This window comes from Pseudomonas protegens (genome assembly GCF_003363755.1).
Lineage (GTDB): Bacteria > Pseudomonadota > Gammaproteobacteria > Pseudomonadales > Pseudomonadaceae > Aquipseudomonas > Aquipseudomonas danubii.
In genome coordinates, this window is record NZ_CP031396.1 from 6,403,079 (window position 1) to 6,426,666 (window position 23,588).

Sequence of the window (23,588 nt, forward strand, 5' to 3'; positions counted from 1 at the left end):
CTGTTGGCCAGTCAACAGCGGTTGAACATTCTGCCTGTTTTCAGTTGATGCCTTTTCTCCGAAGTAATCTTCAAGCTGTTGAAATAAAAGGATTTTATATTTAGGCACGACTCCTGCAATTGTCCTGATAGCGAGCACCCGAGCGGTGTTTATCTTGATCTTCAGGACGTGGAGTCGGCCCATGACAGCCCCAGCCCAACCCTCACCCAGTGCCCACCTCATCCGCAGCGATGCTGAGGCCATCAGCGTGGCCCAGGCCCTGGCCCAGCGCTTTGCCGTGGAGGCCGCGGTACGCGACCGCGAACGGCGCCTGCCGGTGGCGGAACTCGACGAGTTCTCTGCCAGCGGCCTGTGGGGCATCACCATTCCCCAGGCCTACGGCGGCGCCGGGGTGTCCTACGTGACCCTGGCCGAGGTGATCAAGCTCATCTCCGCCGCCGATCCGTCCCTGGGCCAGTTGCCGCAGAACCACCTCGGAGTGGTGGATATCCTGTTGCAGACCGCCAGCGAAGAGCAGAAACAGCACTACTTCGCCAAGGTGTTGCAGGGCTACCGTTTCGGCAATGCCTTTTCCGAAGCCGGCAGCAAGCATGTCGGCGCCTTTGAAACCCGGATCCGCTTTACCGGCGAGCAGGCGCAGGTCGACGGCGAGAAGTTCTACTGCACCGGCGCCTTGTTTGCCCACATCGTGCCGACGGTGGCGGTGGATGAGCACAACCAGGCCCACATCGCCTTTATCGAGCGCGACAACCCCGGCCTCACGGTGATCGACAGCTGGGACGGCTTCGGCCAGCGCACCACCGCCAGCGGCGGGGTCAGCCTCAAGGCGGTGCAGGTGCCACGCAGCGCGGTGATCCCGGCCCACCGGGCCTTTGACCAACCCACCGCCGACGGCCCGATCTCGCAGATCATCCAGGCCGCGGTGGACACCGGTATCGCCGTCGCCGCCCTGGAAGACGCCAAGCGTTACGCCCGGCAGTCCCGACCGTGGATCGACAGTGGCCTGGATCACGGCTGGCAGGACCCTTTTACCCAGGCCGCCATCGGTGACCTGGAATGGCGGGTGCACGGCACCGAGGCGATCCTGGTCAAGGCCGCCGAGGCGGTCGACCAGGCCCTCGCCAGCCCCAGCGAAGACAGCGTCGCCCAGGCCTCCCTGGTGGTGGCCCAGGCCAAGGTGCTGTCGGCAGAAAGCGCCTTGCTCGCCGCCAGCAAGCTGTTCGAACTGGCCGGCACCCGCTCGGTGTCGGCCAAGTACAACCTCGACCGCCACTGGCGCAACGCCCGCACCCACACCCTGCACGACCCGGCCCGCTGGAAGTACCACCTGATCGGCAACTTCCTGCTCAACGGCGTCAAGCCACCTCGTCACGCCTGGAACTGAAAGGACACCGCCATGAACGCATTGACCCAACCCGACAGCCCCCAGGCTGCCCTGGCCGCCAGCGGCGAGCAGCTGCAACGGGCCCGCGACCTGTTGCAGCGGACCCTGGAATTCGTTCGCCAGCAGGCCCGGCCCTGGTCCGGCAGCGGCCTGAGCAAGGCCAGCGACGACCCGTATGTGATCAGCCGCTTTGGCGATCTGCAGATCCGCATCGAAGTGGCCGCCGCCCTGCAGGAGCGGGCCCAGTACCGGCTGCAAGAGGGCAAGGACCCGGCCGAGATCGCCATCGCCCTGGCCGAGGCGGCGATTGCCGCCGCCGAAGCCCTGGCGGCGGCCGGCAACGCCGAATTCGAACTCACCGGCCAGCGCAGCCCGCAGCCGCAGAGCCTGGATGACCCGCTGCGCTGGAAGTATCAACTGATCGGCAACTACCGCCTCAATGGCGTGCTGCCCCAAGGTTTCAGGAGTGCTGTGTGATGTCCCGTGAAATTCGCCTCAATGCCTTCGACATGAACTGTGTCGGCCACCAGTCGCCGGGACTCTGGGCCCACCCCCGGGACCGCTCCTGGCAGTACAAGGACCTGGAGTACTGGACCGACCTGGCGCGCATCCTTGAGAAGGGCAAGTTCGACGGGCTGTTCATCGCCGACGTGCTGGGCATCTACGACGTCTACAACGGCAATGGCGAGGCGGCGATCCGCCAGGCGGCCCAGGTGCCGGTGAACGATCCGCTGCAATTGATTCCGCCCATGGCCCTGGTCACCGAACACCTGGGCTTCGGCCTCACCGCCTCGCTGTCGTTCGAGCATCCGTATCCCTTCGCCCGGCGCCTGTCGACCCTCGATCACCTGACGAAAGGCCGTGCCGGCTGGAACATCGTCACCTCCTACCTGGAGAGCGGGGCGAAGAACATCGGTCAGCAGGCCCAGACCGAACACGATGCGCGCTACGACTACGCCGAGGAATACCTGGAGGTCTGCTACAAGCTCTGGGAAGGCAGCTGGGAGGAGGGCGCGGTGTTGCGTGACCGCGAGCGGCGGATCTTCAGCGACCCGAGCAAGATCCACGAGATCCACCACGTCGGCAAACACTTCCAGGTACCGGGCATCCACCTGTGCGAGCCGTCGCCGCAGCGCACCCCGGTGCTGTACCAGGCCGGGGCGTCCAGCCGCGGCAAGCAGTTCGCCGCCGAGCACGCCGAATGCGTGTTCGTCGCCGCGCCGTCCAAGGTGCTGCTGAAAAAGACCGTGGCCGACATCCGCCGCCGCGCGGCCGAAGCCGGGCGCGACCCGTCGAAGATCCTGATCTTCAACCTGCAGACGGTGATCCTCGGCGAGACCGACGCCCTGGCCAAGGCCAAGTTCGAGGAATACAAGTCCTGGGTCAGCTACGAAGGCGCCATGGCGCTGATTTCCGGCTGGACCGGTATCGACTTCAGTCGCTTCAAGCCTGACGAGCCCCTCAAACACGTGCACACCAACGCCATCCAGTCGGCGGTGGAAGCCTTCTCCACGGCGGACCCGAACAAGGTCTGGACCCCCCACGAACTGGCCGATTGGGTCGGCATCGGCGGCTTTGGCCCGTTGTTTGTCGGCAGCCCGGAAACCGTGGCCGACCTGCTCCAGGAGTGGGTCGAGGAGACGGATGTCGACGGCTACAACCTGGCCTACGCCCTGACCCACGAAACCTTTATCGACGCGGTTGAGCTGCTGGTTCCGGAGCTGCAGAAACGCGGGGTGTACAAGACCGAATACGCCCCCGGCACCCTGCGGGAAAAACTCTTCGGCGCCGGCCCGCGCCTGCCCGAAAGCCACCCGGGCAACGCCTGGCGCAACCTGGGCGAGCAACGCCAAACACTCGCGCAACGCGCCCGCGCCTGACCCAACCCCTGTAGGAGCTGGCTCGCCAGCGAAAGGGCCCGCAAGACAGACGTCGGATTCAGCAACGCCTTCGCCGGCAAGCCGGCTCCTACCAGGGAGCCGCCCAATTCCGGTAGGAGCTGGCTTGCCAGCGAAGAGGCCCGCACGACCTGCGTCCCAGGGCCAGCCCCGTTTATTTCCAGCCAGCGGACCACCGCACGCGTTTGCCAAGTTGTCGAGGTCAATTCATGAGCGTGCATGAACTCAAGCGTCCGCCCACCACGGATGCGTCAGCCCCCGAGGACCGCTTGCAGTTGAGCGGCGCCCTGGAGCAGTTGCGGCACTGGGCCCAGGCCCGGCCGTTGGACAATGCCCTGCGCCACAAGCGCCACGGCCATTGGTACGCCTGGCGCTGGATCGATGCCCTGCGCGATGTCGAGCGTCTGGCCGACGGCCTGCGCCAACAAGGCCTCGATTCGCAGTCCCGGCTGGCCCTGAGCGGGCCGTTCGAGCCGGACCTGTTGCTCCTGGCCCTGGCTGCCCGGAGCCTGGGCGCCGAGGTGCTCAGCCTCGACCCGGAGCTGGCGCCCGAGGCCCTGCGCCAAGCGCTTTGGCGCCTGCAGCCGAGCCACGCCTTCGTCCACTCGCGGCGCCAGGTCCTGGCCTGGGTGGCCGCCGGGGAACAGGGCCCGGCCCCGGGGCTTTTGATCGCCGGACAAGCCTTGCCGCGCCTGCCCGCCGGGGGGCGCCAGCCGCTGCTGTGCTTTGCCGACTTGCTCGGCCCCAGCGAAGCGCCCCAGCGCCAGCACTATTGGCGCCATCCGGCCACTGCCGAGCAACTGTGGAGCGAAGAGGGCACGCAATGGGCGGCGGGTCTGCAGGTGTTGCTGGAGCACTGGCTGAACAGCGGCCACAGCCTGGCCTTCCCCGAAACCGCGGCATCCGCCAGTCGCGACCGCCGCGACGTGGCGCCCAGCGGCCTGCTGCTGTCGCCGCCGCGCCTGCAGCAGCTGGCGGACGAAATCGAAAGCCGCCTGGCGCCTCCCGGCAGCTGGCGCCGGCGCCTGTGCGAGTGGGTCATCGCCCATCCTCGCCGGCCACTGCCCCGGCTGCTCAAGCAACGGGTGCGCCGGTTGCTGGGCTTTGCCCGCCTGCAGTTCATCTGGCAGCCGGCGCCGTCGCATGCTCACCCCTCAACCCCGGCCTGGATCGCCGAATTCAAACGGAACATTGCATGAGCCCCAGCGAACCCATCCTGCAAGTGCGCGCCGTGTCCCTGTCGTTCAAGGGGGTCAAGGCCATCAACCAGCTGTCGTTCGACGTGCGCCGTGGCGAAATCTGCGGCCTGATCGGACCCAACGGCGCCGGCAAGAGCTCGTTGCTCAACCTGCTCAACGGGGTCTATCGCTTCGACAGCGGGGCGATTGTCTTCGACCGCCAGAGCTATTCGCGCATCGACCCGCTGAGCGCCGCTCGCCGTGGCATTGGCCGGACGTTCCAGAACAATGCGCTGTTCAAGAAGATGAGCGTGATCGACAACCTGCTCACCGGCCTGTCGCGGCATTCGCGCACCTACCTGATCGAGCAGGCCCTGGGCTTGCCCCGGGCCCGGCGCGAGGCCGCGACCTTCCGCCAACTGGCCCAGGGCATCCTGCAGTTTCTCGATTTGCAGGCACTGCGGGATGTCCCGGTGGGCAACCTGTCCTACGGCCTGCAAAAGCGCGTGGAGCTGGGGCGGGCGCTGATCGCCGGGCCCAGCCTGCTGTTGCTGGACGAACCCCTGGCGGGCATGAACGCCGAGGAAAAGCAGGAAATGGCCGGCTTCATCGCCGACATCAATCGTGACCTGGGCACCACCGTGGTGTTGATCGAGCACGACATGGGGGTGGTCATGGAGCTGTGCCACCACGTGGTGGTCCTGGACTACGGGCGCAAGGTGGGCGATGGCACGCCGGCCGAAGTCCAGGCCAATCCCGACGTGATCGCCGCCTACCTGGGGGTGGTGCACTGATGAACTTCTTCCTCGAAACCCTGCTCGGCGGCCTGCTGGCCGGCACCCTGTACTCCCTGGTGGCCATCGGCTTCGTGCTGATCTACAAGGCCAGCGGCGTGTTCAATTTCGCCCAGGGCGCGATGCTGCTGTTCGCCGCCCTGACCTTCGTCAGCCTGCACGACCAGGGTGTGCCCTTCGCCCTGGCGCTGCTGCTGACGGTGCTGGTGATGATCATCGGTGCCTGGCTGATCGAGCGCCTGGTGCTGCGGCCCCTGGTCAATCGCTCGCAGATCACCCTGTTCATGGCCACCCTGGGCCTGTCGTTCATCATCGAGGGGCTGGCCCAGGGACTGATGGGCTCCCAGGTGCGCGCCCTGGACCTGGGCATCGACGACGTGCCGCTGTTCCTCGGGCCGCTGATGGTCAGCCAGTTCGACCTGATCGCCGCCGCGGCCGCCCTGGTGCTGGTGACGGTGCTGGCACTGCTGTTCAACAAGACCCGCATCGGCATCTCCCTGCGGGCGGTGGCCGACGACACCACGGCGGCGCTGTCCATCGGCATCAACCTCAACCGCATCTGGCAGATCGTCTGGGCCGTGGCCGGGGTCGTGGGGCTGGTGGCCGGGCTGCTCTGGGGCGCGCGCCAGGGGGTGCAGTTCTCGCTGTCGCTGGTGGTGCTCAAGGCGCTGCCGGTGCTGATCATCGGCGGCTTCACCTCCATCGGCGGGGCGATTGCCGGGGGCCTGATCGTCGGTGCCGCCGAGAACCTGGCGGAGGTCTATATCGGCCCGCTGATCGGCGGCGGCATCACCCCCTGGTTCGCCTATGTCCTGGCCCTGGCCTTCCTCTACATCCGTCCCGCCGGCCTGTTCGGCGAGCGGGCCATCGAGCGAGTGTGAATTGATGTCCATCCCCCTGACTCGGCAAACCGCGCCGCTGCTGCTGGTCCAGCGCCGTCTGCCCCTGGGCCTGAGCGGCCTGTTGCTGTTGACCTGCGGCGTGGTGCCCCTGGTTGCCAACGACTATTGGCTCAACGCGATCCTGATTCCCTTCCTGGTGCTGTCCCTGGCCGGGCTCGGGCTCAACCTGCTGACCGGCTACACCGGCCAGACCTCGGTGGGCGCCGCCGGCTTCATGGCGGTCGGAGCCTTTGCCACCTACGGCTTCGTGCTGCGCCTGCCAGAGCTGGGGTTGCCTGTGGCGCTGCTCGGCGGTGGCCTGATCAGTGCCCTGGTGGGCTGGCTGTTCGGCCTGCCCAGCTCACGGATCAAGGGCTTTTACCTGATGGTCACCACCCTGGCGGCGCAGTTTTTCCTGGAGTGGCTGTTCGTCAAGTTTCCCTGGTTCTACAACTACGGCTCCTCGGGCACCATTTCGGCGCCGCAGTTGAGCCTGTGGGGGCATGACCTCAATACCCCGACCGGGCGCTACCTGTTGACCCTGGTGGTGGTCCTGCTGCTGACCCGGGTGGCGCAGAACCTGGTGCAAAGCCAGGTCGGGCGCAACTGGATGGCGATCCGCGACATGGACACCGCGGCCGCGGTGATCGGCATCCCGGTGGCCCGCTACAAGCGCCAGGCCTTTGCCGTCAGCTCGTTCTACCTGGGCATCGCCGGGGCGCTGTGGGCCTTCGCCTACCTGGGCACCGCCAGCGCCAGCAGCTTCGATATCAATCGTTCGTTCCAGATCCTCTTCATCATCATTATCGGCGGCATGGGCAGCGTGGCCGGCAACTTCGTCGGCGCGGCCTTCATCAGCCTGCTGCCGATCTTCCTCAGCCACGCCGGGCAGTGGCTGCTGGGCGGGGCGGTGGACGCCGGGCAATTGCAGAACCTGCAGAAAATCATCTTTGGCGTGCTGATCATCCTGTTCCTGATCAAGGAGCCCGAGGGCCTGATCCGCCTGCTGAGCAACCTGCGCGAGCGCCTGCGGCACTGGCCGCTGCGTTTCTGAACTTCCACTCAAGACCTAGAGAGACAACATGCGTGCATCCTTGAAAGCTTCCCTGGCCAGTGCGGCCTTGCTGCTGTCCGCGGCGCTGACCCCGCAGGCCCAGGCCGCGCCGGACCAGCAGTTCTTCCCCCTGGCCACCTACCGGGTCGGGGCCTATGCCTCCAGCGGGGTTCAGGTCTGGGCCGGGATGATCGACTACCTGAACTACATCAATCAGGTGGAGGGCGGGATCAACGGGGTCAAGCTGGTGTGGCAGGAGTGCGAGACCGAATGGACCGCGGAGAAGGGCATCGAGTGCTACGAGCGCTTCAAGAAGGGCCTGGACGGCGCGCCGGTGGCGGTCTATCAGCCCAACGGAGCGCCGGCAGCCTATGCCCTGAGCGAGCGAGCCGAGGTCGACAAGATCCCGCTCATTACCCTGGGCTACGGGCGTACCGAAGCCACCGATGGCACGGTGTTCCCCTACAACTTCCCGGTGATGCTGACCTTCTACAGCGAGGCCTCGACCCTGGTGAACTACATCGCCCAGCGCGAGGGTGGGTTCGACAAGCTCAAGGGCAAGAAGATCGCCACGGTCTATCACGACTCCGCCTATGGCCGGGAAACCCTCGGGCCGCTCAAGCTGCTGGCGGAAAAATACGGCTTCGAGAACATCCAGATTCCGGTGGCCGACCCGGGCAACGAGCAATCGGCGCAATGGCGGCAGATCCGCCAGCAGAACCCGGACTGGGTATTCCTGCGCACCTGGGGCGTGTCGACCCCGGTGGCGGTCAAGACTGCGGCGCGCTTCGGCTTCCCGGTGGATCACATCATCGGCGACATCTGGGCCAGTTCCAGCGAGGACGTGCTGCCGGCCGGGGTCGCCGCCAAGGGCTACCTGGCGCTGACACCCTACCCGGCGGGCAGCGACTTCGAGATCCACAAGCGCCTGAAGCAGTACATCCTCGATACCGGCAAGAGCGACCTCAAGGACCTGAAGAACTTCGGCAGCGTGTACTACAACTCCGGGCTGGTGAACGCCGCAGTGGCGGTGGAGGCGATCCGCACCGCCCAGGGCAAGTTCGGCAAGCGCCCGCTCAACGGCGAAGAAGGGCGCTGGGGCCTGGAGCACCTGAACATCGACGACGCCCGGCTCAAGGACATGGGTTACCTGGGGCTGATGCAGAACCTCAAGCTGTCGTGCCGCGATCACGAAGGCGGCGGCGCGGCCCGGGTGCAGCAATGGGACGGGGCCAACTGGACCCTGATCAGCGACTGGATCGCCGCCGACCGCGCGCTGCTGCGGCCGCTGATCGACGAGAAGGCCGCGGCCTTCGCCAAGGAAAAGCAACTGACGCCACGCACCTGCAACGGGGATGACTGAAGCATGAGCCACAGCGCCACGGCCACCGCGGCCGAGCACCTGTTGCAGGTGCAGGACATCGAGGTGATCTACGACGGCGCCATCCTCGGGGTGGCCGGGGTGTCCCTGGACGTGCCCCGGGGGGCGATCGTCGCCTTGCTGGGGGCCAATGGCGCCGGCAAGAGCACCACCCTCAAGGCCATCTCCGGCCTGGGCCGGGCCGAGCGGGCCCAGCTGGGGCGGGGCAGCATCCGCTTCGCCGGGCAGGACCTGGCCGGGGTCGACCCCAGTCGTCGAGTGCGCCAGGGCATGGTCCATGTGCTGGAGGGGCGACACGTGTTCGGTCAGCTGACCGTGGAGGACAACCTGCGCAGCGGCGGCTTTGTCCGCGGCCTTGGCCGTCGGCAGCTGGCCGAGGATCTGGAGCGCATCTACCACTGGTTTCCGCGGCTGCTGACCAAGCGCCGGGTGCGTGCCGGCCTGACCTCGGGCGGCGAGCAGCAGATGCTGGCCATCGGCCGGGCGTTGATGACCCATCCTACTTTGGTACTGCTGGACGAACCTTCCATGGGCTTGGCGCCTATCATCGTCCAGGAGATTTTTCAGATCGTCGCCCAGCTCAATCGCGAGGCGGGGGTGAGTTTTCTGATCGCCGAGCAAAGCATTAATCTGGCGCTCAAGTACGCGTCCCACGCCTGCCTGCTGGACAACGGGCGGGTGGCCCTGTCCGGCACCGCCGAGCAGTTGCTGGCCCGGGACGATCTGCAGGATTTCTACCTGGGCAAACACTGACCGCGAGCATGCCATGAGCCATAACCACACCCCACCGACCATCCCGGCCGACCCTGATGCGGACATTCTGATTGTCGGCGGTGGCCTGAGTGGCGCCTTGCTGGCCGCGCAATTGCTGCGCCGGCCGGGCCGGCGGCGGATCCTGGTGATCGAGCCGCGCCGCGAGCTGGGTCGCGGCGAGGCCTACAGCGCCGTGGAGCTGGGGCACACCCTGAACGGCAACGCGGCACGGATGAGCGTCGACCCGGACAACGCCGATGACCTGACCCAGTGGCTGACCCGGCACATTGCCGAGGGCGGCTGGCCCGAGTCGGATCGCCAGCATGTGCCGGTCAGCGAACTGTTTCCGCCCCGCGGGCTGTTTGGCGTCTATGTCCAGCAGCGGCTGGCCGAGGCGCAAGCACAGGGCCGGGGGCAGGGCTCCTCGGTGAGCCATGTGCAGGGCGAAGCGGTGGACCTGGAAATCGAACCTGACGGCGTGCTCCTGACCCTGGCCGATGGCCGGCAACTGCGGGGTGCGCGGGCGGTGCTGGCCACCGGCATGTTCCCCGCGGCGCGCACGCCACAGACCCGGTCCAGCGGCCTCAACGCCGCCGCGCTGGACCCCTGGGACGTGGCCGCCATGGCCCGCCTCGACCCGCAGGCGACAGTGCTGATCATTGGCTCCGGGCTGACCATGGTCGACGCCGTGGTGTCCCTGGAGCAGGCCGGGCATCGCGGGCCGATCGAAGTGTTCTCTCGCCATGGGCTGTTGCCGCACGTGCGTCGCCAGCCGCCGGCCTGGGAGGATTTTCTCGCCGCCGACCCGAGCCTGCGCAGCCCCCGGCAGTTGTTCCGGGCGCTGCGGCGCCAGTGCCAGGCGGCGCAGGCCCGGGGCATCGACTGGCAAGCGCCGCTGGACACGGTGCGGGCCCATATCGGGCGCTTGTGGAGCCAGGCCAGCGAGGCGCAGAAACGCCAGTTCGTGCGGCATGTGCGGCCCTGGTGGGAGAGCCACCACCATCGCTCGCCGCCCTTGAGCGCGGCGCTGGTGGCGCGCCTGCAGGAGCAAGGCCGGTTGCGGGTGCATGCCGCGTGCTACCAGGGGCTGGAGGCGGGCGCCGACGGCCGCCTGGCGATCCGTCTGCGCTATCGCGGCAGCCCGGACAGCGTGCGCGTACCGGGCGATGCCCTGATCAACTCCAGCGGCATCGAATACGACTGGCGCCGGGTGGCGCGGCCCTTGCCGCAGCAACTGCTGGCTCGCGGCCTGGTCACCCCCGGTCCGCTGGCCCTGGGCATCAGCGCCACGGCGGACGGCGCCGTGCACGATGCCCGGGGCCAGGCATCCGCGCGCCTGTTCGCCCTGGGCCCACCGTTGCGCGGCCTGTGGTGGGAAAGCACCGCCGTCACCGACGTCGCCCTGCAAGCCAAGGCCCTGGCCGCGCGCCTGGCCGCATTGCCCTTGTAGCCGCTGCCGCAGGCTGCGAACGGCCCGCAGGGCCGCGGCGCACTAAAGGCCGCTGCGGGTCCTACCGACGCAGGAGACGCGGGGATCTTGAGGCCGCCCAAGATCGGCGGGTGATCGTCAAGCAAGGTCCTGCGGACCTTTGCGCAGCTTCGCCGTGGCTCAGCAGCGGCTACAGGGCCAATGCCGATCGGGGGCGTGTAGCCGCTGCCGCAGGCTGCGAACGGCCCGCTAGGGCCGCGGCGTTCTTGAGGTTGCTGCGGGTTCGGCGGGCGATCGTCAAGCAAGGTCCTGCGGACCTTTGCGCAGCTTCGCCGTGGCTCAGCAGCGGCTACAGGGCCAGTGCCGATTGGGGTTGTGTAGCCGCTGCCGCAGGCTGCGAACGGCCCGCAGGGCCGCGGCGTTCTTGAGGTTGTTGCGGGTTCGGCGGGCGATCGTCAAGCAAGGCCCTTTGGGCCTTTGCGCAGCTTCGCCGTGGCTCAGCAGCGGCTACAGGGCTAGTGCCGATTCGAGATTTGTGTAGCCGCTGCCGCAGGCTGCGAACGGCCCGCTAGGGCCGCGGCGTTCTTGAGGTTGCTGCGGGTTCGGCGGGCGATCGTCAAGCAAGGTCCTGCGGACCTTTGCGCAGCTTCGCGGGCTCAGCAGCGGCTACAGGAGGGGGACCCAGCGCTGTTCTTGGGCGGCGGTGCGGATTGCCGCGGCCAGGCGCTCTATTTCCCAGGCCTCGGCGAAATCCGTGCCGTCCCGACCCTGGCCGCACAGGGCCATGATCAGTTCATGCACTTCCAGGGTCTTGAGTTCGTTGTAGCCCAGTTGATGCCCGGGGGCCGGGCTGAAGGCGGCGTAGCCGGGCAGGTCGGGCCCGGCCAGCAGGCGCTGGAAGCCTTTCTGTCCGATCCGGTACAGGCGCAGTTCGTTGAGCCGTTCCTGGTCGAAGGCCAGGGTGCCCAGGGTGCCGCTGATCTCGAAGCTCAGGTGGTTTTTGTAGCCATGCTTGATCCAGCTGCTGCTCAACGTGCCCCGCGCACCATTGGCGAAACGCAACAAGGCGTGGGCCTGATCGTCCACGGCAATATGGCGCCGTTCCTGGCTGCCGGCGTGGGTCGGTCGTTGCTGGTGCACTGTCTGCACATCGGCGCACACCGCCTGCACCGGCCCCATGAGAAAGCGCGCCATGGCCAGCAGGTGGCTGCCCAGGTCGGCCAGGGCGCCGCCGGCGTGCTGCGGGTCGCAGCGCCAGGACCAGGGCGAACCCGGGTCGGCCATGAAGTCTTCGCTGAACTCGCCCTGGAAGCTCACCAATTGCCCCAGCTCGCCCTGGCCGATCAACTGCCGGGCCAGGGCGATCATCGGGTTGTGCTGATAGTTGTAACCGACCCGGGTCACCACCCCAGCGGCCTGGGCGGCGTGGTGCATCTGCCGGGCCTCATCGACGCTGATGGCCAAGGGCTTTTCGCAGTACACCGCCTTGCCTGCCGCCACGGCCGCCATGGCCATGGGGAAATGCAGATGGTTGGGGGTGGTGATGGCCACCAGATTGACCCGGGGATCGGCGATCAAGCCTTGCCAGTCGCTATGGGCCCGGGCGAAGCCCCAGGCCCCGGCGCAGTGCTCGGCGCGCTGCGCATCGGCATCGGCCAGGGCGGCCAGGTGCAGGCGCACCGGCAGTTCGAACACTGCGCCGACGCTGCGAAACGCCAGGGCGTGGGCCCGGCCCATGAAGCCGGTCCCGATCAAGCCAATGCCAAGTTCATCCATAGCCGCACCTGCAGAATTATTGTTTTAGGAAGGTCTAGTTATGGAATAAAAATTCTCTAATTGCAATTGCTGGAATTAAAATTTTGACGGGCGCTGTAGGAGCCGGCTTGCCGGCGACAGGGCCCCTGTGGCTTGCGCTGGGTTCAAGGTCCTGTTCGCTGGCAAGCCCGCTCCCAAGGCAAATGAAAAAGGCAGCCCGGAGGCTGCCTTTTCGGTGGTGCAAGCGGGCCTCAGGAGAGGAAGCCGCCGTCCACGTTCAGCGCAACACCGGTGGTGTAGCTGGAGGCATCGCTGGCCAGGTAGAGCACCGCGCCGGCCATTTCGCTCGGGTCGGCCACGCGCTTGAGGGGGATCTGCGCCAGGGCGGTCTTGAGGATGGCGTCGTTCTTCACCAGGGCCGAGGCAAACTTGGTGTCGGTCAGGCCCGGCAGCAGGGCGTTACAGCGGATGCCGAACTGTGCGCATTCCTTGGCGAAGACCTTGGTCATGTTGATCACCGCCGCCTTGGTCACCGAGTAGATGCCCTGGAAGATCCCCGGCGAGATGCCGTTGATCGAGGCGACGTTGATGATGCTGCCGCCGCCGTTGTCGCGCATCAGCTTGCCGGCTTCCACCGACATGAAGAAATAGCCGCGGATATTGACGTCGACGGTCTTCTGGAAGGCCCCCAGGTCAGTGTCCAGGACGTTGCAGAACTGCGGGTTGGTGGCGGCGTTGTTGACCAGGATGTCGAGGCGGCCGAACTGCTCGCGAATCCCGGCGAAGACCTGGCTGATCTGCTCCATTTCACCGATGTGGCAGGCAATCGCCGTGGCCTTGCCGCCGGCGGCGATGATGGCGTCGGCCACGTGCTGGCAGCCTTCGAGCTTGCGGCTCGACACGATCACGTGGGCCCCTTGCTGGGCCAGGAGCTTGGCAATGGCTTCACCGATACCGCGGCTGGCGCCGGAGACGAATGCGATTTTGCCGTCGAGGTCGAACAACTGAGTCTTGGACATGGTTTTTCCTTGCTGGGTTGTCGGGCGCCGAGGGCGCGGTCAGAGGCTGGATTTTTCGATGACCTGCAGGCTCATCTGCTCCAGCAGTTTGTTCATGTGAATGAACTGCGCGAAGCGTTTGTCCTGGGTCTGGCCGTGGTAGAAGCGGTAGTAGATCTGCTGCACGATGCCGGCCAGGCGGAACAGGCCATAGGTGTAGTAGAAGTCGAAATTGCCGATTTCGATTCCCGAGCGTTCGGCGTAGTAATCGACGAATTCCTGGCGGGTCAGCATGCCCGGCGCGTTGCTCGGCTGGCGCCGCATCAGTTGCACCGGCGCCGGGTCGGCGGCCTCGATCCAGTAGGCCAGGGTGTTGCCCAGGTCCATCAGCGGATCGCCCAGGGTGGTCAGTTCCCAGTCCAGCACGCCGATGATCTGCATCGGGTTGTGGGGGTCGAGGATGACGTTGTCGAAGCGGTAGTCGTTATGCACGATGCTCGAGGTTGGGTGGTCGGCGGGCATCTTGTCGTTGAGCCAGGCCTTCACGGTTTCCCAGTGCGGCGCATCGGGGGTCAGGGCTTTCTCGTAGCGCTCGCTCCAGCCCTTGATCTGACGCTGCACATAGCCTTCAGGCTTGCCCAGGTCGCCCAGGCCGCAGGCGTTGTAGTCGACCCGATGCAGTTCGACGAAACGGTCGATGAAACTCTTGCACAGGGCTTGGGTCTTGCTGGCATCCAGGCCCAGTTCCGCCGGCAGGTCGGAGCGCAGGATGATGCCCTTGACCCGTTCCATGACATAGAACTCGGCGCCGATCACCGACTCGTCGGTGCAGTGCACATAGGCCTTGGGGCAGTAGGGGAAACCGTCCCTGAGCTGGTTGAGAATGCGGAACTCGCGGCCCATGTCATGGGCGGACTTGGCCTTGTGGCCAAACGGCGGGCGGCGCAGGACGAACTCCTGGTCCGGGTACTCCAGCAAGTAGGTGAGATTCGAGGCACCGCCCGGGAACTGGCTGATTTGCGGTGTGCCGCTGAGGCCGGGAATATGCGCCTTGAGGTACGGATCGATCAGGTTGGCATCGAGCTCCTCGCCGGGGCGAGTACGGGTGGATTGGTCTGTAAGCGCCATGCTTATCCCTTCTGCTTATTCTGGAGGCCAGAGATTATTGACTAATCTAATGCGCCTACCGGCCCCTCACAATCGCGGCGGGCCTTTATAGGTGCGCGTGTTGCCGGACAATCATTGCTTTTGATACAAGCGTTTGAATTTACCCCCGTACTTCCACGATCTGGTAGCACCAAGCCCCCACAGGAGCCGGCTTGCCAGCAAAGGGAGCGTCATGACGCAGCCGCGTTTGAGACGGCTTCCCTGGCTAGCCCGCACTTTCCCAAGCCATGCAGGCCCAGAGGCAAGCCGCCCCACGAGCATAGGCGTTGCCCAGGGGATGGGTCAGTTGGGTGTCGGCAGGGGAAGAGGGGTCAGCAGGGGCCGGCCCTCGAAGTGGGCCAGCAGGTTCTGGCCGACCATGTCCACGGTGTCGCGGCTGGCCTGGGGCGAAAGGCCGGCGACGTGGGGCGTCAGTACCACATTGTCCAGGCCCTTGAAACCGTCCGGCACTTGCGGTTCGTCATCGAACACGTCCAGGGCCGCGCCGGCGATCCGCCGCTGACTCAGGGCCTGCAGCAGGGCGTTGGTGTCCACCACGCTGGCCCGGGCGATGTTCACCAGGAAACCTTCGGCGCCAAGGGCTTGCAGCACTGGCTGGTCCACCAGATGCCGGGTGTCGGCGCCGCCGGGGGTGGCAATCACCAGGGCATCCGAGTCCCGGGCCAGCTCCAGCAGGGTCGGGCAAAAGCGGTAGGGCTGGTCCGTCCGGGGCTGACGGCTGTGATAACTCACGGTCATGTCGAAACCCAGGGCGCAACGCCGGGCGATGGCCTGGCCCACGGCGCCCAGCCCAAGGATGCCCAGGCGCATGCCGGCCACGGAAGGGCGCAGGACCTTTGGCCATTGCCCCTGGCGCACGGCGGCATCGGACTGGGGAATGCCCCGCACCAGAGACAGCAGCAGGGCGAGGGCATGATCGGCCACCGACGAGGCATTGACTCCGGCGCCATTGGTCACGGCAATCCCGCGGTTGCTGGCCGCTTGCAAATCGACGTGTTCGTAGCCGGCGCCGATCACGCAGATGATCTGCAGCCGGGGCAGGGCGTCGATTTCCGCCGCAGTCAGTCCCAGTGGGCCGCGGGTCAGCACGGCGTCGATCCGCCCGGCATGGTCCTGGATGGCCCGGGCCCGTTCGGCGGGGGTGGGCGCCAGGATCAGGTGAAAGCCCTGCTGTTCGAGCAGCGGCAGGTAGGCGTTGACGTTTTCAACCAGGACCAGGACGGTGGCACGCATCAAGGGATTCCTTGTGAATAGCTGAAATGGCGCAGGGGAGGCGGTGCACGGCTTCGGGCGACGCGCCGTCAGCCTGCGCCAGTGGCGCGCAGCAGACCGGCGCGAGGGCTCAAGGGTGCGGGTTGCGAGGGAATTTGGCAATGCTCGCCGGCACCGTTCCCGGGGGAATCACGCCATGTTCGGCGTGCCCGGGGCGGTGTGGGGACGATGGGGTCAGAAGGTCACATCGGCGGTCGTGGCCAGGCGCACGAAGGGGCCGTTGAGGGTGGCGTTATGGTGGGCGATGATTTTCTTCGCCCCCAGCACGGGCGTGTCCATGCAGGTATGGGCGTCCTCCACCAGCACGGCGGCAAAGCCCAGGTCGCCGGCGGCGCGGCAGGTGGCATCGACGCAGTACTGGGTCTTCATGCCGACGATCACCAGCTCATTGACCTGGGCTTCCTGCAGGCGCTCGGCCAGCCCGGTGCCGACAAAGCAACTGGGGCGGGCCTTGTCCAGTACGCAGTCCAGTTCTTCATCCACTTCCAGGGTCGGCAGCAGTTGCCAGAGAGGGCTGCCGGCGGCAATCGGCGATTCGGCGGGGCCGGTATGGCGCACGGCGAAGATCGGCGCCCCGGCCTGGCGGGCGCGGCGGATCAGCTGGTTGATGTTTTCCAGGGTCTGTTCGCGCTTGTAGGGCTTGTCCGGTCCGTTGAACAGGCCAACCTGCATGTCGATGACCAGCAGGGCACGCTTGGCGTTGGATAAAGGCATTGTGTCTCTCCTTGTAGTGCCAGCTGGACGGAGAAACAAAAGGCCCCGTCCATTGCTGGCGGGGCCTTGGTTTTACTGTGCTTGCATCATCCCGCACAGCTACCACACGACCCGCCGTAGGCAGTCGTGGTGCTAGAGGTAGGGTTGAGCGCGTAGATATTCATGGGGCCCGATCATGCCGCCTGGCCGTGAATCTTGTCAACGCAGCCCAGCGCGCGTCGGCTTGCCGAGGAACAGGTACCTGGGATGTGCATCGCCTTCGCGGACGCTTGCGCCGGCAAGCCGCTGCCTGGGGGAGGCGTGAGAGGGCCGGGCCAGACGCTTCGCCACGGCAAAAAAAATACATCTGCACCGTACAAACCGTTCCTCAGCTAAGTCTATGCAGCGCTCGCGGAATCCCGGACAATCGCGCCCCCTCTGTTTCGGTCGGGGTTCTGTCTGTCGGGTACTCCGACGCGCCCTGATCGAATGGCAAACGACCGGAATGTGGAGATCCCACCGGATGAATGATCAGGCCAACAGCGTTGATCAACGCTTTGAAACGGCGACCCCAGCGACCCTGAGTAGCTGGAACCGCCAAGACACCACCTGGATGCTGGGCCTGTTTGGCACCGCCATCGGTGCCGGTACCCTGTTTCTGCCCATCAATGCCGGTATCGGCGGTTTCTGGCCGCTGTTGATCCTGGCGCTGCTGGCCTTCCCCATGACCTTCTATGCACACCGCGGCCTGACCCGCTTCGTGCTCTCCGGGCGTGACGGTGCGGACATCACTGACGTGGTGGAAGAACATTTCGGCCTCACCGCCGGTGCCCTGATCACCTTGCTGTACTTTTTGGCGATCTTTCCGATCCTGCTGATCTACAGCGTGGCCCTGACCAACACCGTCGACAGCTTCATGACCAACCAGCTGCACATCGCGCCGCCACCGCGGGCGATCCTGGCCCTGGTGCTGATCTTCGGCCTGCTGGTGGTGGTGCGATGCGGCGAGCAGGTGATCGTCAAGGCCATGAGCCTGATGGTCTATCCGTTCATCGTGGCCCTGCTGTTCCTCGCGGTGTTCCTGATCCCGCACTGGAATGGCGGCATCCTTGCCACCGTCAGCGATGTCCCGGCGCCTTCGGCCTTCCTGCATACCCTGTGGCTGGCGATTCCGGTGATGGTCTTCTCGTTCAACCACTCGCCGATCATCTCGGCCTTTGCCGTGGACCAGAAACGCCGCTATGGCGTGCATGCCCAAGAGCGCAGCTCGCAGATCCTCTCGCGTGCCCACCTGCTGATGGTGGGCATGGTGCTGTTCTTCGTCTTCAGCTGCGTGCTGACCCTGAACCCGGCGCAACTGGCCGAAGCCAAGGCGCAGAACCTGTCGATCCTGTCCTACCTGGCCAACCACTTCCAGAACCCGACCATCGCCTTCGCCGCGCCGTTGATTGCCTTCGTGGCCATCGCCAAGTCCTTCCTGGGTCACTACATCGGTGCCAGCGAAGGCCTCAAGGGCCTGATCGGCAAGAGTGGCCGGCGTCCTGGGGCGAAAACCCTGGACCGGGTCACCGCTGCCTTCATGCTGGTGATCTGCTGGGCCGTGGCGACCCTCAACCCGAGCATCCTGACGATGATCGAGACCATGGGCGGCCCGGTGATCGCGGCGATCCTGTTCCTGATGCCGATGTACGCCATTCGCAAAGTGCCGGCCATGGCCCGCTATCGCGGCCAGGCCTCCAACGTCTTCGTGACCCTGGTGGGCCTGGTGGCCATTACCGCCCTGGTGTACTCCCTGGCTTCGTGAGTTGCGCGACGCGCTGGCGGGTGCCTTCGCTGGCATTCCACACCTGCGCGATGCTCACCGCCTGGAGCCGGCTTGCCGGCGGACAGGCCCTCAAGCCTGACGCGATTGCTGGCAACACAACCAACGCCGCCGGTGCTCACAGCACCGGCGGCGTTGTCGTTCAAGGCATTGATCAGGATCGTTTGCGGCCTTGAATAAAGGGCTAAGCTGGTGCTCTTATTGCTGCCCGAAACCCGCCAATGGCCACTCCCGTCACACGGGCTGCAATCTGGCCCAAACGCGTTGATGCCGTTGGGCGACACCCTCTGAATTCGAATCTTGCCTTGTCACGGACGAACCCGATTGGCCACTGAACCCCTCACCCAGCCAACTGTTGCCCCCAAGCGCAGCCGTGACCTGCTGGCCGGCTTGTCCATCGCCGGCCTGTTGCTGCCGGAGGCTGTGGCCTATTCCGGTATTGCCGCCTTGCCGCCCCAGGCCGGGGTCATCGCCCTGTTCGCCGGGCTGCTGTGCTACGGCCTGCTGGGCAGCAGCCGCTTCGCCATTGTCTCGGCCACGTCCTCATCGGCGGCGGTGCTGGCTGCTGCCACCTTGTCCCTGGCAGAGGGCGACGTGCAGCTGCGCCTGAACCTGGCGTTCGCCCTGGTGCTGCTGACTGGAGGCTTCTTCCTTCTGGCGGGACTGTTTCGCCTCGGCGGCGTGACCGCGTTCATTGCCAAGCCGGTGCTGCGCGGCTTCGCCTTCGGCCTGGCCGTGACCATCATCCTCAAGCAGTTCGCCACCATCGTGGGGGTGCACCTGAGCACCGGCAATCTGGTGCGTTTTCTGCCCCAGTTGCTGGAGCAGTGGCCGCAGTGGAACTGGGCTGGCGCGGCGGTGGCGGCATTGGCCCTGCTGGTGCTGGTGATCTGTTCGCGGATTCCCTACGTGCCCGGTGGGCTGGTGGCGGTGGTGATCGGCATTGGCGCCGGGCAATGGCTCGATCTGCCGGCTCATGGGGTGGCCCTGATCGGGGTGATCGAACTCAAGTTACAGGTGCCGAGCCTGCCGGACCTGCCCTTTGCCGACTGGCTGCGCCTGGGGGAACTGGCGTTTGCCCTGGTGATGATCCTGTATGCCGAGTCCTATGGCTCCATCAGCTCCCTGGCGCTCAAGCATGGCGACCGGGTCTCGTCCAACCGCGACCTGCTGGCCCTGGGCGCTGGCAATCTGCTCTCCGGTCTGTTCCATGGCATGCCGGTCGGCGCCGGTTATTCGGCCACTTCCGCCAACGAAGCGGCCGGGGCCCGCTCGCGGCTGGCCGGGCTGACCGCTGCTGCGGTGATGCTGATCATCGTTCTGACGGTGCTGCCCTATATCGCCCTGACCCCGGAGCCGGTGCTGGCGGCGATCGTCATCTACGCCCTGGGCCATGGCCTGAGCCTGCAACCGCTGGGGCGCTATTTCATCTGGCGCCGAGATCGGTTGCTGGTGATCTGTGCAGTCACCGCGGTGCTGGTGCTGGGGGTGCTGGATGGTTTGCTGCTTTCGGTAGGGGTGAGCATTCTGTTGATGCTGCGCCAGTTGTCGGCGGCGGATATCCAGATCCTCGGTCAATTGGGCAGCGGACATGATTTTGTCGACCTCAGCCGCCACCCTCAGGCGCGGCAGGTGCCGGGGGTGCTGATTCTGCGTCCGGGGGAGGCGCTGTTCTTCGCCAATGCCGAGCGCATCCTGGGCGGTGCCTTGCACCTGATCCGGCACGTACAGACGCCGATTCACACGGTCATTCTCAGCCTGGAAGAGTCGCCGAATCTGGACGGCACCAGCATCGAGGCCCTGGACGACTTCTTCCGTCAGGTCCGCCTGGAGCACAAGCGCCTGGCCCTGGCCCGGCTCAAGCACAGGGCCAAGGAAGCCCTGGCGGGCCTACCGTCGACTGCCGAGCATCAGGTGTTGCTCAGTGGCACCAGCGTCGACGATACGCTGCAGGAAAGCCTGCAGATCTGGAGCGGTCAGGCTCAGGCGGGACTCTGGCATTGAGTCTTGGCGCTTGGGTGTATCGCGCCTGGCCTGTTGCAGCGCAGCCCAGGGCGAACGAGCGGGCAGGGCAGTCAGCAAAAGTTACAGGCATAAAAAAACGCCGCGTATCGTGGAATACGCGGCGTTCTTTTTTACAACGCTAGAGCCTTAGGCTTGCACCACCGGGATCTTGGCGTTGGCCGCCGCTTCACGGAACTCGGCGATCTGGTCGAAGCTCAGGTAGCGGTACACGTCCGCTGCCATGCTGTCGATCTTGCCGGCGTATTCCATGTACTCCTCGACGGTCGGCAGGCGACCCAGGATCGAAGCCACCGACGCCAGCTCGGCCGAAGCCAGGTAGACGTTGGCGCCATCGCCCAGACGGTTCGGGAAGTTACGGGTTGAAGTCGACACCACGGTCGAGTTCGGCTCAACGCGGGCCTGGTTACCCATGCACAGCGAGCAGCCCGGCATTTCCATGCGCGCGCCAGCCTTGCCGTAGATGCCGTAGTAGCCTTCTTCGGTCAGTTGGTGAGCGTCCATCTTGGTCGGCGGCGACAGCCACAGACGGGTTGGCAGCTGGCCCTTGACCTGATCCAGCAGCTTACCGGCGGCGCGGAAGTGACCGATGTTGGTCATGCAGGAACCGATGAACACTTCGTCGATCTTCTGGCCAGCGACGCTGGACAGCAGGCGAGCGTCGTCCGGGTCGTTCGGCGCGCAGAGCACAGGCTCCTTGACGTCGGCCAGGTCGATCTCGATGACTTCGGCGTACTCGGCGTCCTTGTCGGCTTCCAGCAGCTCAGGGTTGGCCAGCCAGGCTTCCATCGCTTGAGCGCGACGCTCCAGGGTACGGGCATCGCCGTAGCCTTCGCCGATCATCCAGCGCAGCAGGGTGATGTTGGACTTCAGGTACTCGGCGATCGACTCTTTGGACAGCTTGATGGTGCAACCGGCAGCCGAACGTTCGGCCGAGGCGTCGGACAGTTCGAAGGCTTGCTCGACGGTCAGGGTTTCCAGACCTTCGATTTCCAGGATGCGGCCGGAGAAGGCGTTCTTCTTGCCTTTCTTCTCGACGGTCAGCAGGCCTTTCTGGATCGCGTAGTAAGGGATGGCGTGGACCAGGTCACGCAGGGTGACGCCAGGCTGCAGCTTGCCCTTGAAGCGAACCAGGATCGATTCCGGCATGTCCAGTGGCATGACGCCAGTGGCGGCGGCGAAGGCCACCAGGCCGGAACCGGCCGGGAACGAGATGCCGATCGGGAAACGGGTGTGGGAGTCACCACCGGTGCCGACGGTGTCCGGCAGCAGCATGCGGTTCAGCCAGCTGTGGATGATGCCGTCGCCCGGACGCAGGGACACGCCGCCACGGGTCATGATGAAGTCGGGCAGGGTGTGGTGAGTGGTGACGTCGATCGGCTTCGGATAGGCCGCGGTGTGGCAGAACGACTGCATCACCAGGTCGGTGGAGAAGCCCAGGCAAGCCAGGTCCTTCAGTTCGTCACGGGTCATTGGACCGGTGGTGTCCTGGGAGCCGACGGTGGTCATCTTCGGTTCGCAGTAGGTGCCTGGACGAACGCCAGTCACGCCGCAAGCCTTGCCGACCATTTTCTGCGCCAGGGTGAAACCCTTGGTGCTTTCAGCCGGGGCTTCAGGCTTCTTGAACAGGTCGGATGGCGGCAGACCCAGCTCGGCGCGAGCCTTCTCGGTCAGGCCACGGCCGATGATCAGCGGGATACGGCCGCCAGCACGGACTTCGTCGAGCAGCACCGGGGTCTTCATTTCGAAGGTGGCCAGGACTTCGTCGCTGTTGTGCTTGGTGACTTTGCCAGCGTGCGGGTACAGGTCGATCACGTCGCCCATGTTCATCTTCGACACGTCGAATTCGATCGGCAGGGCGCCGGCGTCTTCCATGGTGTTGTAGAAGATTGGAGCGATCTTGCTGCCGAAGCAGAAGCCGCCGGCACGCTTGTTCGGCACATAAGGAACGTCGTCGCCGAAGAACCACAGCACCGAGTTGGTGGCCGACTTACGGGACGAGCCGGTGCCGACCACGTCGCCGACGTAGGCGATCGGGAAGCCGTCGTTGCGCATCTGCTCGATCTGTTTCATCGGGCCGATGGAACCTTGCACGTCAGGCACGATGCCGTCACGGGCCATTTTCAGCATGGCCAGGGCGTGCAGCGGGATGTCCGGACGGGACCAGGCGTCAGGTGCAGGGGAGAGGTCGTCGGTGTTGGTTTCGCCGGTGACCTTGAACACCCGCAGGCTGATCTTGTCGGCCAGTACCGGGCGGTTCTTGAACCACTCGCCGTCGGCCCAGGATTGCAGTACGGCCTGGGCATGAGCGTTGCCGTTCTTGGCTTTTTCCGCGACGTCGTGGAAAGCGTCGAACATCAACAGGGTGTGCTTGAGTTGAGCGGCAGCCACAGGCGCCAGCTCGGCGTCGTCCAGCAGGTCGACCAGGGTCACGATGTTGTAGCCGCCCTGCATGGTGCCCAGCAGTTCTACGGCGCGCTTCTTGTCGATCAGAGGGGAGGAGGCTTCGCCTTTGGCCAGCGCGGATAGGAAACCGGCCTTGACGTAGGCGGCTTCGTCGACTCCTGGTGGAACGCGGTTGGTGATCAGGTCAACGAGGAAAGCTTCTTCGCCAGCCGGGGGATTCTTCAGCAGCTCGACCAGGCCTGCAGTTTGTTCGGCGTTAAGCGGCTGGGGAACGATACCCAGTGCTGCGCGCTCTTCGATATGTTTGCGGTAGGCTTCAAGCACAGTTATTACCCTCATCAGTGGTCCCAAATGGGTGTCCGGGACGCTCATCCCGAAATTGCCGTACTCATGCGCTGCGTGGCGTTGTGGGCCACTTAGCCAGAATTACCGACAATTCCTTACAGAAGCTGCTTTCAAAGTTTTACGCCTGCAGAACGGGGAGCTGATGAGGGTTGGCGCTGGATTTTTCCCCGCTGGAAAAACCCCTCGCCAACACCGCTCTGAAGGAACGACTGTGCTCGTGACGCTTTGAAAACAGCTTCAAACGGACATTGGCGCCTAAAAAGGCTGGCTGATTCTACGGCAAAAAAAATCTAAACGTAAGTTGCTGTATTGAAGTTTGAGGGGTGATCAATCTTAGACAAAGGGCTAACATTGCC

At 65.4% G+C, this 23,588-nt stretch carries 18 protein-coding genes; 12 read left to right on the forward strand and 6 right to left on the reverse strand.

Translation table 11 applies throughout. The annotated features are described in order from the left end of the window. Nucleotides 1-181: 181 nt before the first annotated feature. The 10 genes from DWF74_RS29150 (at nucleotide 182) to DWF74_RS29195 (ending at nucleotide 10,773) form a co-directional block, all read left to right on the forward strand. On the forward strand, nucleotides 182-1,384 hold the full coding sequence (locus tag DWF74_RS29150; protein ID WP_115582277.1) for an SfnB family sulfur acquisition oxidoreductase: 1,203 nt from the start codon (nucleotides 182-184) through the stop codon (nucleotides 1,382-1,384). A gap of 12 nt (nucleotides 1,385-1,396) precedes the next feature. Next, entirely contained in the window at nucleotides 1,397-1,861 is a 465-nt protein-coding gene (locus DWF74_RS29155) for an acyl-CoA dehydrogenase family protein (RefSeq protein WP_115582278.1), read from the forward strand. Continuing rightward, nucleotides 1,861-3,264, forward strand: a complete 1,404-nt coding sequence (locus tag DWF74_RS29160; RefSeq protein WP_115582279.1) for an LLM class flavin-dependent oxidoreductase — start codon at nucleotides 1,861-1,863, stop codon at nucleotides 3,262-3,264. The genes DWF74_RS29155 and DWF74_RS29160 overlap by 1 nt, the downstream gene beginning before the upstream one ends. A gap of 227 nt (nucleotides 3,265-3,491) precedes the next feature. After that, nucleotides 3,492-4,481: an AMP-binding protein gene (locus DWF74_RS29165; RefSeq protein ID WP_115582280.1), complete on the forward strand. Its 990-nt coding sequence runs from the start codon at nucleotides 3,492-3,494 to the stop codon at nucleotides 4,479-4,481. Next, nucleotides 4,478-5,254 carry an ABC transporter ATP-binding protein gene (locus DWF74_RS29170; RefSeq protein ID WP_060838923.1) on the forward strand — a complete coding sequence of 259 codons (777 nt, stop codon included), beginning with the start codon at nucleotides 4,478-4,480 and terminating at the stop codon, nucleotides 5,252-5,254. The genes DWF74_RS29165 and DWF74_RS29170 overlap by 4 nt, the downstream gene beginning before the upstream one ends. Further along, nucleotides 5,254-6,135: a branched-chain amino acid ABC transporter permease gene (locus DWF74_RS29175; protein ID WP_060838924.1), complete on the forward strand. Its 882-nt coding sequence runs from the start codon at nucleotides 5,254-5,256 to the stop codon at nucleotides 6,133-6,135. Before DWF74_RS29170 ends, DWF74_RS29175 begins: the two co-directional genes overlap by 1 nt. Before the next feature lie 4 nt (nucleotides 6,136-6,139). After that, a complete protein-coding gene (locus DWF74_RS29180) occupies nucleotides 6,140-7,189 on the forward strand; it encodes a branched-chain amino acid ABC transporter permease (protein WP_060841929.1) in 1,050 nt (349 codons plus the stop codon). Nucleotides 7,190-7,217: 28 nt separating this feature from the next. Then, nucleotides 7,218-8,552, forward strand: coding sequence for an ABC transporter substrate-binding protein (locus DWF74_RS29185; RefSeq protein WP_102864475.1), 1,335 nt, complete (start codon nucleotides 7,218-7,220; stop codon nucleotides 8,550-8,552). A gap of 3 nt (nucleotides 8,553-8,555) precedes the next feature. Beyond that, nucleotides 8,556-9,323 (forward strand): ABC transporter ATP-binding protein, encoded by a 768-nt coding sequence (locus tag DWF74_RS29190; protein ID WP_115582281.1) that lies wholly within the window; start codon nucleotides 8,556-8,558, stop codon nucleotides 9,321-9,323. A 13-nt stretch (nucleotides 9,324-9,336) separates the two neighbouring features. Next, a complete protein-coding gene (locus DWF74_RS29195) occupies nucleotides 9,337-10,773 on the forward strand; it encodes an FAD/NAD(P)-binding protein (RefSeq protein ID WP_115582282.1) in 1,437 nt (478 codons plus the stop codon). A 645-nt stretch (nucleotides 10,774-11,418) separates the two neighbouring features. On the opposite strand, the gene DWF74_RS29200 is transcribed toward DWF74_RS29195, so the two are convergent. The 5 genes from DWF74_RS29200 to DWF74_RS29220 all read right to left on the reverse strand — a co-directional run bounded on the left by DWF74_RS29200 (nucleotide 11,419) and on the right by DWF74_RS29220 (nucleotide 16,658). Next, nucleotides 11,419-12,528 (reverse strand): Gfo/Idh/MocA family protein, encoded by a 1,110-nt coding sequence (locus DWF74_RS29200; protein WP_115582283.1) that lies wholly within the window; start codon nucleotides 12,526-12,528, stop codon nucleotides 11,419-11,421. A 230-nt stretch (nucleotides 12,529-12,758) separates the two neighbouring features. Further along, nucleotides 12,759-13,526, reverse strand: coding sequence for an SDR family oxidoreductase (locus DWF74_RS29205; protein WP_102864478.1), 768 nt, complete (start codon nucleotides 13,524-13,526; stop codon nucleotides 12,759-12,761). 39 nt (nucleotides 13,527-13,565) lie between these two features. Continuing rightward, nucleotides 13,566-14,633, reverse strand: coding sequence for a phosphotransferase family protein (locus DWF74_RS29210; protein ID WP_102864479.1), 1,068 nt, complete (start codon nucleotides 14,631-14,633; stop codon nucleotides 13,566-13,568). A 321-nt stretch (nucleotides 14,634-14,954) separates the two neighbouring features. After that, entirely contained in the window at nucleotides 14,955-15,905 is a 951-nt protein-coding gene (locus DWF74_RS29215) for a 2-hydroxyacid dehydrogenase (RefSeq protein ID WP_115582284.1), read from the reverse strand. A 213-nt stretch (nucleotides 15,906-16,118) separates the two neighbouring features. Continuing rightward, the gene (locus tag DWF74_RS29220) at nucleotides 16,119-16,658 is read right to left on the reverse strand and encodes a cysteine hydrolase family protein (RefSeq protein WP_115582285.1); all 540 of its coding nucleotides are present in this window, start codon (nucleotides 16,656-16,658) and stop codon (nucleotides 16,119-16,121) included. A 502-nt stretch (nucleotides 16,659-17,160) separates the two neighbouring features. On the opposite strand from DWF74_RS29220, the gene DWF74_RS29225 reads away from it, so the two are divergent. Both DWF74_RS29225 and DWF74_RS29230 read left to right on the forward strand, forming a co-directional pair. After that, nucleotides 17,161-18,441 (forward strand): serine/threonine transporter, encoded by a 1,281-nt coding sequence (locus DWF74_RS29225; protein WP_102864482.1) that lies wholly within the window; start codon nucleotides 17,161-17,163, stop codon nucleotides 18,439-18,441. 342 nt (nucleotides 18,442-18,783) lie between these two features. Further along, nucleotides 18,784-20,463, forward strand: coding sequence for a SulP family inorganic anion transporter (locus tag DWF74_RS29230; protein ID WP_115582286.1), 1,680 nt, complete (start codon nucleotides 18,784-18,786; stop codon nucleotides 20,461-20,463). Nucleotides 20,464-20,610: 147 nt separating this feature from the next. Here DWF74_RS29230 and acnB read toward each other — a convergent pair whose 3' ends face one another. Further along, complete coding sequence (acnB, locus tag DWF74_RS29235; protein ID WP_102864484.1) at nucleotides 20,611-23,211, reverse strand: bifunctional aconitate hydratase 2/2-methylisocitrate dehydratase; 2,601 nt, start codon at nucleotides 23,209-23,211, stop codon at nucleotides 20,611-20,613. Nucleotides 23,212-23,588: the final 377 nt, after the last annotated feature.

Excerpts from the sequence above, each read along its gene's own strand:
- DWF74_RS29150 (WP_115582277.1), top strand. The coding sequence starts at position 182 with ATGACAGCCCCAGCCCAACCCTCACCCAGTGCCCACCTCATCCGCAGC.
- DWF74_RS29155 (WP_115582278.1), top strand. The coding sequence starts at position 1,397 with ATGAACGCATTGACCCAACCCGACAGCCCCCAGGCTGCCCTGGCCGCC.
- DWF74_RS29160 (WP_115582279.1), top strand. The coding sequence starts at position 1,861 with ATGTCCCGTGAAATTCGCCTCAATGCCTTCGACATGAACTGTGTCGGC.
- DWF74_RS29165 (WP_115582280.1), top strand. The coding sequence starts at position 3,492 with ATGAGCGTGCATGAACTCAAGCGTCCGCCCACCACGGATGCGTCAGCC.
- DWF74_RS29170 (WP_060838923.1), top strand. The coding sequence starts at position 4,478 with ATGAGCCCCAGCGAACCCATCCTGCAAGTGCGCGCCGTGTCCCTGTCG.
- DWF74_RS29175 (WP_060838924.1), top strand. The coding sequence starts at position 5,254 with ATGAACTTCTTCCTCGAAACCCTGCTCGGCGGCCTGCTGGCCGGCACC.
- DWF74_RS29180 (WP_060841929.1), top strand. The coding sequence starts at position 6,140 with ATGTCCATCCCCCTGACTCGGCAAACCGCGCCGCTGCTGCTGGTCCAG.
- DWF74_RS29185 (WP_102864475.1), top strand. The coding sequence starts at position 7,218 with ATGCGTGCATCCTTGAAAGCTTCCCTGGCCAGTGCGGCCTTGCTGCTG.
- DWF74_RS29190 (WP_115582281.1), top strand. The coding sequence starts at position 8,556 with ATGAGCCACAGCGCCACGGCCACCGCGGCCGAGCACCTGTTGCAGGTG.
- DWF74_RS29195 (WP_115582282.1), top strand. The coding sequence starts at position 9,337 with ATGAGCCATAACCACACCCCACCGACCATCCCGGCCGACCCTGATGCG.
- DWF74_RS29200 (WP_115582283.1), bottom strand. The coding sequence starts at position 12,528 with ATGGATGAACTTGGCATTGGCTTGATCGGGACCGGCTTCATGGGCCGG.
- DWF74_RS29205 (WP_102864478.1), bottom strand. The coding sequence starts at position 13,526 with ATGTCCAAGACTCAGTTGTTCGACCTCGACGGCAAAATCGCATTCGTC.
- DWF74_RS29210 (WP_102864479.1), bottom strand. The coding sequence starts at position 14,633 with ATGGCGCTTACAGACCAATCCACCCGTACTCGCCCCGGCGAGGAGCTC.
- DWF74_RS29215 (WP_115582284.1), bottom strand. The coding sequence starts at position 15,905 with ATGCGTGCCACCGTCCTGGTCCTGGTTGAAAACGTCAACGCCTACCTG.
- DWF74_RS29220 (WP_115582285.1), bottom strand. The coding sequence starts at position 16,658 with ATGCCTTTATCCAACGCCAAGCGTGCCCTGCTGGTCATCGACATGCAG.
- DWF74_RS29225 (WP_102864482.1), top strand. The coding sequence starts at position 17,161 with ATGAATGATCAGGCCAACAGCGTTGATCAACGCTTTGAAACGGCGACC.